The organism is Paenibacillus sp. RC67 (genome assembly GCF_030020805.1).
GTDB lineage: Bacteria > Bacillota > Bacilli > Paenibacillales > NBRC-103111 > Paenibacillus_S.
The window spans coordinates 274,507-289,674 of sequence record NZ_CP125098.1 but is presented as its reverse complement, the minus strand read 5'-3'; the positions used below and the strand labels follow the sequence as shown (position 1 = coordinate 289,674).

Annotated in this window: 12 protein-coding genes; 5 read left to right on the top strand and 7 right to left on the bottom strand. The window is 44.0% G+C overall.

Features of this window, described 5'->3' with window-relative positions:
- Window positions 1–274 precede the first annotated feature (274 nt).
- The gene (locus QMA13_RS01335) at window positions 275–637 is read right to left on the bottom strand and encodes a hypothetical protein (RefSeq protein ID WP_282938985.1); all 363 of its coding nucleotides are present in this window, start codon (window positions 635–637) and stop codon (window positions 275–277) included.
- 207 nt (window positions 638–844) lie between these two features.
- On the opposite strand from QMA13_RS01335, the gene QMA13_RS01330 reads away from it, so the two are divergent.
- From QMA13_RS01330 to QMA13_RS01320, 3 genes are all read left to right on the top strand, one after another.
- Window positions 845–1,858, top strand: a complete 1,014-nt coding sequence (locus QMA13_RS01330) for a hypothetical protein (RefSeq protein WP_282938983.1) — start codon at window positions 845–847, stop codon at window positions 1,856–1,858.
- Between the two features lie 95 nt (window positions 1,859–1,953).
- Window positions 1,954–2,535 (top strand): ImmA/IrrE family metallo-endopeptidase, encoded by a 582-nt coding sequence (locus QMA13_RS01325; protein WP_282938981.1) that lies wholly within the window; start codon window positions 1,954–1,956, stop codon window positions 2,533–2,535.
- A gap of 34 nt (window positions 2,536–2,569) precedes the next feature.
- Complete coding sequence (locus QMA13_RS01320; RefSeq protein WP_282938979.1) at window positions 2,570–2,971, top strand: hypothetical protein; 402 nt, start codon at window positions 2,570–2,572, stop codon at window positions 2,969–2,971.
- An 86-nt stretch (window positions 2,972–3,057) separates the two neighbouring features.
- Here the strand turns inward: QMA13_RS01320 and QMA13_RS01315 are convergent, their stop codons facing one another.
- Both QMA13_RS01315 and QMA13_RS01310 read right to left on the bottom strand, forming a co-directional pair.
- Entirely contained in the window at window positions 3,058–4,629 is a 1,572-nt protein-coding gene (locus tag QMA13_RS01315; protein WP_282943198.1) for an MDR family MFS transporter, read from the bottom strand.
- Between the two features lie 172 nt (window positions 4,630–4,801).
- Window positions 4,802–5,416 (bottom strand): TetR/AcrR family transcriptional regulator, encoded by a 615-nt coding sequence (locus QMA13_RS01310; RefSeq protein ID WP_282938978.1) that lies wholly within the window; start codon window positions 5,414–5,416, stop codon window positions 4,802–4,804.
- 439 nt (window positions 5,417–5,855) lie between these two features.
- Between QMA13_RS01310 and QMA13_RS01305 the strand changes: the two genes are divergently transcribed.
- Window positions 5,856–6,746, top strand: coding sequence for a helix-turn-helix transcriptional regulator (locus tag QMA13_RS01305; RefSeq protein ID WP_282938976.1), 891 nt, complete (start codon window positions 5,856–5,858; stop codon window positions 6,744–6,746).
- Between the two features lie 509 nt (window positions 6,747–7,255).
- Here QMA13_RS01305 and QMA13_RS01300 read toward each other — a convergent pair.
- Together QMA13_RS01300 and QMA13_RS01295 are read right to left on the bottom strand one after the other, a co-directional pair.
- Window positions 7,256–9,247, bottom strand: coding sequence for an S-layer homology domain-containing protein (locus tag QMA13_RS01300; RefSeq protein WP_282938974.1), 1,992 nt, complete (start codon window positions 9,245–9,247; stop codon window positions 7,256–7,258).
- 44 nt (window positions 9,248–9,291) lie between these two features.
- The gene (locus tag QMA13_RS01295) at window positions 9,292–11,745 is read right to left on the bottom strand and encodes a hemoblobin-interacting domain-containing protein (protein WP_282938973.1); all 2,454 of its coding nucleotides are present in this window, start codon (window positions 11,743–11,745) and stop codon (window positions 9,292–9,294) included.
- A 76-nt stretch (window positions 11,746–11,821) separates the two neighbouring features.
- Here QMA13_RS01295 and QMA13_RS01290 point away from each other — a divergent pair, with 76 nt between their 5' ends.
- Window positions 11,822–12,031, top strand: coding sequence for a hypothetical protein (locus QMA13_RS01290; RefSeq protein WP_282938972.1), 210 nt, complete (start codon window positions 11,822–11,824; stop codon window positions 12,029–12,031).
- Window positions 12,032–12,285: 254 nt separating this feature from the next.
- Here the strand turns inward: QMA13_RS01290 and QMA13_RS01285 are convergent, their stop codons facing one another.
- Together QMA13_RS01285 and QMA13_RS01280 are read right to left on the bottom strand one after the other, a co-directional pair.
- Window positions 12,286–13,701, bottom strand: a complete 1,416-nt coding sequence (locus QMA13_RS01285) for an MBL fold metallo-hydrolase (RefSeq protein ID WP_282938970.1) — start codon at window positions 13,699–13,701, stop codon at window positions 12,286–12,288.
- A 72-nt stretch (window positions 13,702–13,773) separates the two neighbouring features.
- Window positions 13,774–15,150, bottom strand: a complete 1,377-nt coding sequence (locus QMA13_RS01280; RefSeq protein ID WP_282938968.1) for an ABC transporter substrate-binding protein — start codon at window positions 15,148–15,150, stop codon at window positions 13,774–13,776.
- Window positions 15,151–15,168: the final 18 nt, after the last annotated feature.

The following is a 15,168-nucleotide window of genomic DNA, read 5'->3' as shown; positions in this document are numbered from 1 at the left end:
ACCCCCTTTCCTGTAATGGCTGCTATTTGGTGGATAGAGCCCCGCCACACAATAAATCATAATGGGGTTTCTAACCCCGCCTCTTCTTCACACCATCGACGACTAGCGTCTAAGGTGGAAAATCAAGTCCACCCACAGCATGACCGAGTCCTCCGATGTTTAGGGTACAGTAGGAATCACCCGAGCCTTAGCTCTATGGATCTAATGTACCTTCAAACCTTAGACATTTTGTTGACATGCCTTTGACAGGAAATGGACATCCGATGGACATGCTTCATTCAAAATATAGAAGCGTATTTGCGACGGATACGACTCCCTCTTCCAATTTCCTATCCAGGGTTTTATCACAGTAATTCCAGCCACTAAATCTAAGAATGGTCGCAGCACGTGAATTGCCTTTTATAAAGCGGAATTCCACAATAGCTTTGACATTGGGATCTACAACTTGCTCGACGGCATTTTCAATAAGACTAGTGAACTTTGTTAAGGATAATTGAATTTTTTTCTGCTCATCTGTTGTAGGTGGGTTGCGTTCAAATAGCTCTAATTTGTTCTTTATATCTCTATATTGCTTAAGGTAATCCTTAGCAAGCTTGATTTCCTTTACCGTTGCCACTGGAAACATTCCATTCATCATAGCCAACATTCATTCTCCTCACCTTTCATCGTCTAAATATTTTTAGATCACTTTGGAGTAAACACCAATCACTAAAAGGTCAACTTTTGACCAAATAGTACCATTGAGTCACTTTTTAGTCAACATTTAATTGTCACTTTTTAGTGTTATCGTTGAATTTTTGGTCAACATCAACTAAGATAATAATAGGAGAGGGGATTGAAGCTCGTGAAATATCATGAACTGTTGTCTCGTTATATAGAAGAAAGCAAGCTAAGCCTCGGAGAACTTGTCCTAAGGCTGAAAAACCACGATATTGAAATTACAAAATCCTATATAAGTAAGTTAAAAAACGGCAATAAACCACCCGCCTCAGAGGATATTACGCGTGCCTTAGCAGAAGCTGCCGGAGGAGACCCAGACGCTCTGGTCATGGCAGCCTATATAGATAAAGCCCCCACAGAAGTAAGAGAAGCTCTCCGGGAGGCTGAACGGTATCGATTTGTATTTAATCTGATTCGTAAGCTCATTGAATTCATCGAGTATTACTATGCACATCAAGAAGTTCAAGAAGACCTCTTGAAAGAAATTCAAGGAATAGGGTTTGAGCTAAGAGAAACTTATCATCATTCCTATCCGTTCGATAAATTAGAAGATGATCCAGAGTTCGCTTTACAGCTAATAGGATCTCTTCGTTCTCAATTTTTCCCTCAGACTCCTTCAGTAACTATGGGGACAGAAACGATTAACTTTACAAGATATATAAACGAAAAAGGAACGGCCAGACGCCGATTTCCTCGACCTGAAGACGATAAAGAAGCTTCGAGGAATGATGGAAAGGATTTTGATAGGGATATCGATGTAACTCAGCGCATGCTCAATGCAACTACGGATCTACTGAAAGAAACCGATGACTACATCGATTTTCTTGAACATGTGGATGTTGATGTGGAGTTTGTCGAAGATATTTTAAAGGATGTCATTTATATTAAGCGCTATATGAGCAAGCTTCACAAAAACATAGATGGATTACAGGCTACATTAAAAGAAGTAACACGATCCAAGGAGCCAGCTTCTAGCGTAAACAAAGTTAGAACAAGAACATTCGGAGTTGTATCAGAGGAATCAGGTGAGTATCTCAGCCAAGCCGCATATAACGGCAAACCGAAGCAGTTGACTGACCAGGAACGGCAAGAGTTCGAAGCAAAAAGGAGATTGTTTGAGGAATTTAACGGAAAGTAATAACTATCTTTATTATTTTTAAAAACTAGATAGCCCGCAAAGGGCTTTTCTTTATCAAACAAAATAGAACATATGTTCTGTTTGGAGGTAAATATATGGATCTTTCATTATACAAACCGACTGAAACAGAAGAATGGCTTTCATTTATTTATCGAAAGAACGGAATCCATTCGGCAGCAGACATGGATTTAGATCATATCGCAGCTATCTTTCGTGCCATGATAGAGATACACCCATATGAGTCAAAGGTCATTTGGAGCGATAATTTTGCACTTATCTACCTACATGCTCTGCTAAATAAAGAACAGCGACGTGAAAACTTCTTTCACGAGCTTGGCCATATCGTTCGTCATTGTGGAGATCAATTCCGTATGCCGGAGGCTTTTATAGAATTGCAGGAACAGCAAGCAGCCCAGTTCCAACTGTATGCTGCTATGCCGGCTTATATGTTGGACGAGTTCATTCATGATGTTTATAGTTGGAGCGCATTTGAAAAAATTCTAGCTGAAGCTTTTTGCCTTCCTATTGGGTTTGTCCAGAAAAGGCTCAATCAAATCATGAATCGGCTTCAACTTGCGCAATTAGATAAAGAACGCCGAGAGCGAACGATTGATACAAGCTATATTACGACAGAATATATTCGCCAAATGCAAGCCAGATGGGGAATTCAAAGATAAATTAGAAAGGGATCAGGGAGAGTGTATGGTGCAAATGAATGTCCTTTATGAAGAACATCAAGGAATTGACGGCATTTGTTTAGTTCCTATGAAACTCATAGTGCGATTCGCTCGCGGCAAGATGCTGTGGGATAAAGCTGCCGTGTACCTTCCGTTGGACTCTCCATTTAGGCGCCAATATCCTGAGGATTTTTGTGAAGATGTAATGAGCATCACCATTTTGCTCGATGATATTATTATGAGTTTCCTTAAGCCCAATCATGTTGGAATCTCGCTTACCCATGTAATGGAGCGCATGGAAAAGCTGAAGGAACGTGACATGCTAACTTTTCATTATGAGGATATAGAGCAATTCATTATTCAGATAGACGATATTGAACAGGTTTTACGGCTGGAAATAAGATCGTTGTTTTTAATCCATAAAATTGAGAACTAGGCAATGTAAGCTGATAAAACAAAAGGCACCGACCGAATGGTCAGTGCTTTTGCATTTTATCAAGACAAGCCGAGGCTTTATTAAATTTAATTTACTGCTTCTTGTTCCGTACTCTTTTTGTCCGATAATTTAATCTTTCCGACAAACAAGCTAAGCACGGCTCCCAAAACAACAAATATTAAACCATAAAAGAATACGCTATGCAACGAATCCACCATCGCTGTTTTCAAAATGGGAATGATCTGCTGCGTCAAAGCCTTAGGCATTGCTGCAAGTGTTTCTGGGTTCAGAAGCATCGAGTACAAGCCTTGTGGATTGCTATGAATCATTGAAGTGATATCTGACACCAGTTCATTCGCCTGTTCGGGCATTTGCTTAATCATCGGGAGCAGATTTTCTGTTAATATCGTACTCGATTTATAGTTCATAATTGCACCCAGAATGGTCATCCCGAAGGTACCGCCGATTTGACGGAAAAACTGGCTTGAAGAAGTAACAACACCCAGTTCAGATTTCGGGAAGCTTTCTTGAAGAGCCAGCGTAAGCAATGGCATGACAAGCCCCATTCCCAACCCAATCACCATCATATAACCGGAAGCGACTAGCTTCGATGTATCCATTCCTAAAGTAGTTAAAAGGATAAAGCCACCCGCCATGATAATCATCCCGGCCATCATTTGCTTACGAACGCCTACTTTTTGTACAACTTGACCGCCAATTACACTTGCCAAAATCATTGTAATCATCATTGGTGTCATGACTGTTCCTGATGCAGACGGGCTAATGCCAACAATACCTTGCATAAATAACGGAACAAACATAATGGCACCGAACATCCCCACGCTCATTAAAAATCCGATACCGTTGATGACGGAAAATGTCCTATTTTTGAACAATCGAACCGGCAAAATGGGTTCAGCTGCTTTCGTTTCAATGAAGACAAAACTGATTAAAGAAATAACGGAAAGAGCGAGCAGACTAATGATCTGCCACGATACCCAAGCATAATTTTTGCCGCCAAACGTTAATGCAAGCAGCAAGCCAACAACACCCACAATTAAAGTTACAATGCCTGGAATGTCAAATTTCACTTTCTCTGTTGTTTTGTTATGTTTCGGTAAGGCCATAGCAATAAGAATCGTAGCCAGAATACCTACAGGAAGGTTGACGTAAAACACCCATCTCCAATTCAGCGCATCTACAATCCATCCTCCAACTTGAGGACCTATGACCGAAGATAGGCCGAATAAGGCACCAAACACTCCTTGCCATTTTGCGCGCTGCTTACCAGTAAAAATATCACCAATAATAATCATAGCCATCGGCATCATAATCCCGCCGCCAATTCCTTGCAAGCCGCGGAATATAATGAGCTCCGTCATATTTTGCGACATTCCACACAGCGCTGATGACAAAATAAAAATAACTAAACCCGTTACATACACTGCCCTGCGGCCAAGCAAATCGGCAAATTTACCTGCAATGGGAACAACAACAGTTGAGGTAAGCATATAGGCGGTGGTTAACCAGGTCATTAATCCCAGCCCACCCAGCTCCCCAACGATACGCGGCATCGCCGTCCCTACAATAGTACCATCCAGTGCGCCGAATAACATCGCAATCATCAAGCCCAAAATGAGTAGACCTTTATTTTTAATAACGGTTTCTGGTTCTGATGCATTTATTTTATTTTGTGCTATTTCCACAATCATTACCCCTTTATGGTTTTAAATTGTGTTAATCCCACAAACCCACTATTCACATATATTAGAGATCTGATAGGAACAACTTATCTGGTTTGTTTATATAGCGTCGTTCCATGCGTTATAATCATCCCTTGCAAAGACCCTTCTTGATTAAATTTATTTCTAAAATATACATTTCCAGCGCACTCTCATAAGATAATTCTTTGGCGAAATTTTGAATTAGATTCTGAAATGTAATGGCCATAATGATTTTCATAACATGAAATACATCTCGTTCATTAACCACATTCAATTTATCTTTATTAATTAATTTGCTAATTTCTGAGAATTGCTGCTTATATTTCTCTTCATTGATTTCTTGGGTAAAAGTGGTCTCCACCTTATAGTTCATGTTTAAAAATGCATTTCTAAAAAAATTTCGACTCTCCTTGTTTTGAAATTGTTTTAGCATAGCTTGAAACATTTCAATAAATACTTCAAAAATATCGCCATCAAATCTTTTTAAATTCGCAATAAATTGCGCCCTATTTTCTTTGGAAAGCTGCTCTAACAAGTAATAAAATGCTTCATCTTTATCCTCAAAATATTGATAAAAGCTCCCTCTTGGAATTCCGGCGGTCTGAACAATTTTAGCAACAGAAGCTTCGTGTAAGGGAACTCTCGAGAATTCTTCCTTCATGGCATTTATTAAAACTTGCCGCTTTTCCTCGGACAAATTAAAAAACGTTGGTTTAGGCATTTATTTTCCCCTCCAATCTCATACGCCAAAATGACACTGTGTCACATCGAATGTTCTTATCATAAATGACACCATGTCATTTGTCAAACACAAAATGACATGGTGTCACAATCCCGCAAATTAAGCCTAACATCCACAGTGATGGGTATCGGGCGAATGAAGCGTTAAGAAGAAGGAAATGATCTTAACCATAGAGCGCTGGGAGCAAAAGCAAAGTACGCCGAGAAACCATGCGCAGAAGTTGACCGTTATGGTATGATAGTATTACCATAATTTAACACAACAGCATAGCGAAATAACCCCTCAATGAAGCCTAACAATCAACTTTTAATTTGTTGTATCATAGTAGGTACCGCGTTCAAGCGCAACCATTCATATCTTATCCGACATTTGACATGCTAACGGAAAAAATCATCCGCATACGGAAGGTAGGACCACTATGAACCGTGTATCCAGAAACGTGGATCTTCAGTCCAGTCCTTATTTTTTCCACTATCAAAAATGTTCCCAAGGACCTTTTCAGGTCTATCACGCCCATAAGGGAATGGAGTTTATGTTTGTCCATGAGGGTGCAGGACGCGTATGTCTGGAGCAGGAGAAGTCGGATGTCTTTCCCGGCACACTACTTTGCTACATGCCGTTTCATCTCCACAAGCTGGTCATGGATCCCCACATTCCTTTTGTTCGAACGATCCTTATTTTCGATCCTTCTATATTAGAGCCCTACTTGCGCTTGTTTCCTCTACTTCACTCCTTGTTTATGCAGCTCTCAGAAAACCCTACCTTTCCACATATTATCGGACCGCTGCCGGACCTGCGTCCGCTAAACGATGTATTAGGCGACTTTCATGCCTTGACCAAGGAGTCTCTTCCCGAGCATCAGCCTGAACACTTCGCTGCCTTTATGGTGGGCTTTTTGCAGCGGCTTCAATCACTCGTTCCCCGCGACTGGGAAATGCCCCTGCAGAAAACATCCTCGATGGCAAGCCACCATGCGGGCAAAATCATCCAATGGATCGACGAGCATTACTCCGAGGATTTCTCGCTGGCGCAATTGTCCAAGGAACTGCACCTCTCTCCGTACTATCTCTCTCACTTGTTCCGCGACGCCGCGGGGGAAAGCATATCGGCTTATTTGACCCATCGTCGTATTCGGGAAATTTGCTTACTTTTGAAAACGTCTTCATTGTCCCTTCAGGATATCGGACGCCGGGTCGGGCTTCCGAACATCCCCCATTTATGTACGATCTTCAAAAAAACGATGAATATGACGCCCATTCAATATCGGAAAATGTTCGAGCAGCACATGATCGATGGTCCTGAGCATTAAGCCCACAAGAAAGAGCCTTGGCGAAGACTTTGTCGGAGCCAATTGGAGACGAGAGGAACCGGATCAGGGGCGGCCAACCCCCAATTCTGGATTTCCATCGTAGAGATGACGCTCAAGCTGGGCGTACAAGAAAAAAAGCACCGACCGAATGGTCGATGCTTTTTGCACGCTATGGAGATGAAATGTGGCTTGGTCCATTCTCTGCTGAGGATTATTGCCAGAGTACTCATCTGCACATATATTATTATAGTTTTGGAATTCGCTTCCTAGGTCTGGAGAAGATTTTGTACCAAATATCTTTCTGGTCATCTTGAAAAATCTTAATTCCTACTAACTTCATTGGCGTCCAAATTTCACGAAAATAATAGTTTGGCACTAGTCACCCTCCTTCATGTGTAAATATAATCCAATCTTCATTTGAAAAATAGTGATGATTGTCATTATTTTTGTCACGTGACAAAAAGGCGTACCGCAACAAGTCCTTAAACCAACGCTTTCTATATGTTTCTTTATTTACTCTTTTGCGCCAGCATTTTCAGCAGTACGGTCACTGCCTCAGCTCTTGTTGTTTTATCCCCTGGAGCAAATTGGTTTACACCTTTGCCTTCAATAACGCCCAGCTTGTTCATGGCCGCAACTGCGCCTTTCGCCCAGGTAGGAATGTCCTTGTCGTCCGTGAAGCTTGTTCCCGCAGTCGCCTCGATCGACTGACCCAAAGCTTTGGCGATCATTACGGCCATCTCCGGGCGAGTGATTTCAGCATCCGGACGGAAAGAGCCGTCCTCATAACCACTGATAATACCGGCTTGCAACGCTTGCGAGACCGCTTTTTGTGCCCAGGTGCCGATCCTCGCCGCATCCTCGAACTTCAGCGCTGCACCTTCGCCTTCCGGTTTCAGCGCATTCATCAGCATGACCGCAAATTCCGCACGCGTTACGGTAGTATTCGGCTTGAAGGTACCGTCCGGATAGCCGCTGACGATTCCAGCGCTTACCGCTTGCTTAATATTGGCCTCTGCCCAGTGTCCGGAAATATCGTTGAAGTTGATCGTCTGCTTCGCATCTATTGCGAATACTGCATACTTCGTAAAGTGGCTAACCTGTATGGTGATGGTATTGCCGTTTACGACGCCTCCTACTTCTACCCAAATCTGCTTCGTTTCATCATAGTAGAATACGGAAGGCTTTTGATTGCCCTTCACACTTTTCGGATCAAAGGTAAAGATTATCGTGATTTCCTTACTGAAATTTTCTGAGAAATTTTTCAAAATTTCATATATCGGACTGGCCAGAACGTCTTTAATGGTGATTAGCTTTTGCGTATCCACCACTTTTTCAATCGTTAATTGCAACTCTTTGCTAAAAGCATCAGCAGGAATAACGATTTTGACCATATCATTCAAGCTAACCTCTCCCGATTTACCAACGGGAATCGTTAGTTTACCGTCCGTTGAGGTCACTGTATCACTTGAGGACGTTGATCCTGAACTGCCGCCACGACCACCGCCGCCACTGGATGGTGCCGATGCACGCGTCACTGTTACTGAATAGGTCTTCTGGGTGCCATTCTCCGCTGTAACCACGATATTGATCAGGTTAGCACCTACGTTCAGGCTGATAGCACCGCTTGCAACGGCCGCTCCGTTCACCTTCATCGTTGCTTTGCTATCGGATAGAGTCGCCGTAACCGTCATGTTGGATACATCATTAGCTACATCCGCACTGTACGAAGTTGTACCGGATGCGAAGACAGGACTTATCGTGCCGCTTGACAGCGTCAACCCGCTTAAATCCGCATTGCTGCTCTTGTTGCCTGTCGGCGGAGTTGATGACTGTTCGCGTGTCACTGCTACTGAATAGGTCTTCTGTGCTCCGTTCTCCGCCGTAACCTCGATGTTGATTAGGTTAGCGCCTACGTTCAGACTGATAGCGCCGCTCGCTTGCCCGCTTGCAACGGCCGCTCCGTTCACTTCCATCGTTGCTTTGCTATCGGACACCGTTGCTGTAACCGTCATGTTGGATACATCATTAGCTACATCCGCACTGTACGAAGTTGTGCCGGATGCGAAGGCTGGACTTATCGTGCCGTTTGATAACGTCAACCCGCTTAAATCCGCATTGCTTGACGGCGTTGGAGTAGGATCGGTAGGCTTTGTAGGTCCTTCAACAACAAAACTTTGGGAAGCCACTTGATCTGCCTGTCCGGCAATAATGGTATAGGTTCCTGTCGGCTCATTGCTGCCAATTGAAAAAGAGTCTGAAAATTGCCCGTTCGTTACCTTTACGATATTATAAAACACCGTGCTGTTACCGGGTCGAAGCACCTTAATCAAGACTTCATTTAATGTTGACGCACCTGCTATAGTCACTGTACCGCCGGGTTGAACCGTTGGAATGGCATTTAACGTAACCGCACTATCTGCAGCAGCCGTGATTGGCACTAACGACATGCAAAGTACCGTAATGATAAGAACCCATATACTGAATTTGCGTAATTTCACCTATACATTCCCCTCTTTCCTTTTACGGAATTACCCATCAATCGCTAATTGTCAATTTCAAGTTCAATCTGATCCAGTTCATCTTGTGTCTTGATCGAAGCTAAGTTGATCCCGATATTCGATGAATCATTATTAAAATGATTGACCACAAATACTTTAACCGTATAATTGGGATTTGTTGCAGCATCCGCCACATTGAAATTAGCTGAATATGCCCCATTTCTAATGTTTAAATTGGAAGCCACAATACTTACAGGCGTCGCTCCGTTCATCAACTCGAAGACCACGGCTTGCGTTCCTGAATCATTGTTGTAATGGTTCAAAATATTTACCGTTGCCGTAATTCCGTTATCCGTAGTCACTGACGGTGCAGTCATGTAAAACAGTTCCGTCGAAACAGAGGCTCTACCGTAAAATTCCTTACTGCTATAACCTTCCGCAACGATCGTCACATAGTAGTCTCTTCCTTCTAGGAAAACCCCTTTATGGATCACCAGCCTGCCTGCAGCCAGTGTATATTCGGTGCTGTTCAATGGTCTGCCAACCTCATTGTAATTATCGACGACGATAATGTCCTTTACCTTACTTCTCCACTCTTCATTATCTTTAAAAATAAATTCGCTTGCCGTATCGCTTAAGAAAAAACCTGTAATATCAGGATAGTTGTATGCAACAACTTGGTTAATTTCCTGACTCCGCACATTATTGCCTAAATCGCTTAAGGCGCTTGCGGGAATTTTCACCTCAACAGTGCCGCTTTGTTTTGCGTTTTGGAATAAAACAACAAGATTGTTGCCTTGTATAATGACGGTATCCTGAGTATCCAAAGATTGGAATGACGACCCGTTATCGGCTGATAGGGTAATTAGATTTTTTAAGTTTGATAATCCGTTAACTATGGTTCCATCCTCGATGCCCTTGTTAAAATTCAGGGTCAACCACCGTCCATCTTGTGACATAGATCCTCTATTCAATTCCAGTGGTTGATTCGGATAAAACCAGCCTGCACTTACGAAGCTTAGAATATTTCCCGACATATCTTTAAAGGACCCTTGGTAAAATTGGAAAAGATACTGCGGTTTGGTCATTGGCTCTGCAAAATGAATCGTCACCGTTTTACCTGAGAAATTAAGTGCTGCCGTTTCAGGAAGGTTCTGCCAACTCCAGCCGTTACCGTTATAATGTGTATAGCTTGTGTTTGCCCTGAAACTTGCATCATCACTTCGGGCATTCTGCACATCTTTATTGAAAACAAGCACTAAATCCTGATAACCGTTTGTTAAATAGCTGCTTACCAACCGAAACGGGGAGCTATCTCCGATCTCTGTGTCACCTTGAATGAAAGGAGTACTCGCTTCATTATTCAGAACATTACCGTAGCTGTCCTTAAGCGCCCCCCCACCTATGATGATCTGGTTGTTCGCGCCAGTAAGTGCTGTTTCAAAATGGACGATCAGATTACCATTAGAATCAACAGAGGCCTTGTCGCCTGATTTCAGATCCAATGGAATCGGGTCATAAGAGCCATTGCGAATTAACTTTATTGTGCTGGCTAAGTTGGAGACTCCGTTGGAATAGGTATTATCCACAACGCTTTCGTGGAAGGAAACCTTCACATCATGGAAGTCGCTTTTGCTGATTATTGTCGCAGTTTGGATAACCGGAGGCGTGACATGCAAAATCATTTCCTCATTGAGCTCGCCCGCTGCATTCTTCATTGTGCCGGAAGCGATTTTTATCAGCGTTTTCGTACCCATTATAACTTTCATATCATTTTGGGCCGACAAACTAATTTGATTTGAACCGGTAACTGTATTGTAATTTCGAAGCTGTACATCAATCTGTTTCGAAAGCGGAGCAAAGTTGACACCGTCTGTTGCTATGCTCATGCGATTTTTCAAGTAAGTGTTTGCGGCGATGACAGTTGCATCATTGGTATTAATTGTAAACAGCTTGCTAAAACTCAAAAGTAAGTCATTCCCGTAACTGGAAGTGGAGCCGGTATAAGCAACAGGAGTAAGATCAAGCTCAGCGATATGGTTGATTTCAACTCCCAGAGGGTAGGGTGTGCCGCTTTGATTCATCAATGCCCCTGGGGCAATTTTGATAGCGTTGGCAGTGCCAACCAAAGCCGTATTAAAATGGATCACCAGCGTACTGCTCGTACCCGTGTTGGATAAAGCTACCGTATCATTAGCGCCAAGTGCTGAAAAAGCAGGTTCACCCGTTTTTTCGACCGTAATACTATTTTTCAAATCGGTTAAAGTGCCTACCTGCGTTGAATACACGTTCAATGAAACCGTAACGGCCTTATTGCGTCCGCTAGCAGTGGCCTTTATACCATCATCAAATTGCATGTCGCGGTAATAACACGATTTAGTTGTCCCACCAGCAGGATCCTGTCCACCGAATGAATTCGTCTCACACTTCACACCATCAGTAAAAACTTGATATATATAGCTTCCATTAGCTCCATAACGCACTACCTTTGTACCCATAAAAAAGCAAGTATTGCTTTCAGAAGCGCATGGTGCTATAAAACCGCTGCTATTGAAACTAGGGGATATTGCAGCATTGACCAAAACGGATGACGGAGCTGCTGAGGCAGGTTCGGAAATCGCAAATGAAGATAATACGGTGAGGACCAACAATAAACAAATGGAAACCTTTTTCAGCAGAAGCTTTGTAAAGCCGGGCAGGATGTTGACCCTGTCCGCATGGTTCATAAACCTCTTTATACTTTTTGAAAACATAGTTCTTTTTTCACTCCTCCTGAAAATATAGGTAAACGGATATGACTACTATGAATAAATTAGAGAAAAAGCCTTATATACCCGTACCTTCTTGTCGAACTTTGACGTTCTTGACCTACTATAAGACTATATCAGTGAAAAAAAAATCCCCCGTTCGGGGGGGAAGAGTAAAAAAAATTATAGTAATTCCAACTAACAACTCAAATCATTAGCTCATAAGTATTTTTTTTCAACAGTTCCATCGCACTTTCATTGCATAGGTCACAATGTGACGTTAGGCTATCACTACAGTAAGCGCCCCTTTTCCAATCGGTAAGTATAATTGTATTCAGGAAGCAGCTGCACTCCCGATTTGGGCTTCAATAATTCCGGATGAAAGCTGTGGAGAGGTACAAGTGTCTGTGGATCAATCGTATCTACAACGTGTTTAAGATGCTCTGCAGGGGCATGACCGCTGCAGCGAATTGGAACGAATTGCAGGTTTAAGCGTTCCAAGAAAGCGAGAAGCTTGGCATAGGTCGGATCGAACGCCCCGAGCGGGACTCCATCACTGTGAATATAGATGCCTTCGTCTAGATTCAGATCGAATAGCTCAAGTAAATGGGCATACGAGTTCTGGAGCATATAACGCGACGGCTGGCTGTTAATGGTCTTCGCTGATATAAACTCTGCATGGCGCTTAACCTTGCGCAGCCAACGGGGATCTGTTCCGCTATCGCTCTGACGACGTGTTTCACTCGATTCATACACAAGGAAGCGGGAGCAATCCGTTAACGTAAGCAGCAGATAGGCTGATTCCGGCTCCAGAACGGCGATCCGGCCGGCACGTTCCGCTCCCACAATCATTGCAAGCAGACGCTCGACATTGCGTGTCGTTACGTTGAAAAGGGCCAATCCTTGCGCTGCCTCCAGCTGTTCTGCGATCCGCTGCGGGGTCTCGGCTTCGGTCGGATACCCTGGAGGCTGCTCCAGTGAGGCGACTAACTCATCCGGGTCGTCCACTTCTGCCCCATCATGATCCGGAAGCCTCAGCATGGTGCCTTCAATGATCAGCACGTCCGTGCCGAGCGCCTTAGCCTTGGCGACCGATTCGCTCGTCCGTTCCGGGTGAAGGCCGTGAAAGCGGAAATCGCCCGTATAGAAGAAGGTACCGTCCGGCGTCCGGATATGAAATGCACAGGCGCCGGCCACATCGTGATCCATCGGAAGCGCCGTTACCTCAATGGCTCCTACTCGAATCGGCTGGTACAGCAGCATCGCATGATAGCGGCGATAAGTGCCTTCAACTCCTTCGCCAAGCTCATATAGACGGCGGTATAAGCTGCGCGTCGGTTTTGTCATATAGATAGGAATAGGATCAAGAATACAGCCGATCCCGAGCATGTGGTCCAAATGCAAATGCGAAATAAATACAGCCGTCTTCTCATCGCGCACCGGATCATACGGACGGATGAACGGCATTTCACGAAGCTGTCCTTCTTTATACAAACCATCCACGGGCGGGAGTATGCCCAGTCGGATGTAATCATGCAGAAGCGCATCCTGGCGCAGCTTGACTTGTCCATCCAATACATTGGCAACCGGATTATAGGATGCTCCAAAGTCGAACACGATTTTGGCGTCCTCGTATTCAATCGTAATGACCGTTCCGCCGATGGTACGAAGTCCAGCCCAGAATCGAACGAATGTTTTTGAGCTCATAGCGCTCTCCTTTTTGTGAAAGTAGTAGAAAGGAATCCCGTACAACCGGGATCCCCATGTATTCTCTGTCTATTATTTTCCTGAAGCAGCCTTTGCCTTCTGCATTTCTTCGTTGCCGGCTTTTTCGGCGTCTGCTAGCGCTTGATCGATCGATTTTTTGCCAAGGAACGCGTTCTCGACTTCTTTCATCACTACATTTTTCACAGCAGTAGAGCCAAGCACGCGGGAGTAAAAGAATCCGTCGGCAAGCTGTTTTTCCGCTACGCCCTGATTCGGCTTCTCCTTCACAAACTGTTTGTAGCTATCCAAGTTGGAGGCGGAGGTACGAACAGGCAAATAGCCCGTCTGCATTGCCCAATACGCCGTGTTTTCTGTGTTGATCAGGAACTTGATGTATTCCCAAGCGGCCAGCTTCTGCTCATCCGATGACGATCTGTATACCGATACATTCGTTCCTTGAATGACAGCTGCACTCTTCTTTCCTTTTACAAGCGGAGCAACGGCCCAGTCGAACTTGCCGGCAATGGCTTTGTCAACGAAGGTAATACCTGCGGAGGATCCGACATACATAGCGACATCGCCGCGACCGAACGGATCGGACATGAACTTGTCTTCACCGGCAAGTCTGCCAGTACCGTCTTTAATGAAGCCATACAGGAAGTTCATTGCATCTTTGGCTTCCGGTGCAGTTAACTGCAGCTTCAAATTTTTCTCGTCAATGTAAGTGCCGCCCGCTTGCAATACATAAGTGTGCAGGTCCATGCCGATGGAGTTTTCGAAGCCCATACCGATGACTTTTCCCTTGCCGTCCGGCTTGTCCTGTGTCAGCTTTTTAGCCGCATCCTTTAGCTCGTCCCAAGTCGTCGGCACCTTCACGCCCGCTTTGTCTAGCAGAGTTTTGTTATAGAACAGTACGTTCGTAGACTTATTAAAAGGAAGGGAGTAATATTTGCCGTCCCACATATTGCCGTCACGATAAACCTTGGCGATATCCTCCAGCTCTTCTTTTTTCCAGCCATATTTCGGATCGTTAATGTACGGGGTCAAATCGGTTACGATATCGTTCTGGATAAATTCCGTATTCCAGTCTTCATAGGTTTGGGACAAGGTCGGCGACTTTTTCGCTTTAGCCGCTGCGGTCAGCTTCTGCTGCAGATCGCCGTAGTTGCCTTGGGCAACCAGCTTGACTTTAATGTTAGGGTATTTGGCTGTGAAATCATTCGTAATTTTGGTTAGCGCCTTTTCTTGTTCGCCGGTCATGGCATGCCAGAATTCAACCTCTACATTTTTGCCTTCAAGGCTTGTCTGGATTCCCTTGGCCGCTTCGTTCTTCGTTTCACTTGAAGCCGCTGTTTTGGTATCGTTGGCCTTAGGCTCTTGGTTACCGCAAGCGGAAGCAGTTAAAACTACAGCAGAAGTCAGCAGCAGCATGGATAGTTTCTTTTTCATATAAGTTCCCCTCCGATT

Coding starts and splice junctions, on each gene's coding strand:
- QMA13_RS01320 (WP_282938979.1), top strand. CDS start 2,570: ATGAATGTCCTTTATGAAGAACATCAAGGAATTGACGGCATTTGTTTA.
- QMA13_RS01285 (WP_282938970.1), bottom strand. CDS start 13,701: ATGAGCTCAAAAACATTCGTTCGATTCTGGGCTGGACTTCGTACCATC.
- QMA13_RS01305 (WP_282938976.1), top strand. CDS start 5,856: ATGAACCGTGTATCCAGAAACGTGGATCTTCAGTCCAGTCCTTATTTT.
- QMA13_RS01295 (WP_282938973.1), bottom strand. CDS start 11,745: ATGGGTACAAAGGTAGTGCGTTATGGAGCTAATGGAAGCTATATATAT.
- QMA13_RS01280 (WP_282938968.1), bottom strand. CDS start 15,150: ATGAAAAAGAAACTATCCATGCTGCTGCTGACTTCTGCTGTAGTTTTA.
- QMA13_RS01325 (WP_282938981.1), top strand. CDS start 1,954: ATGGATCTTTCATTATACAAACCGACTGAAACAGAAGAATGGCTTTCA.
- QMA13_RS01335 (WP_282938985.1), bottom strand. CDS start 637: ATGATGAATGGAATGTTTCCAGTGGCAACGGTAAAGGAAATCAAGCTT.
- QMA13_RS01310 (WP_282938978.1), bottom strand. CDS start 5,416: ATGCCTAAACCAACGTTTTTTAATTTGTCCGAGGAAAAGCGGCAAGTT.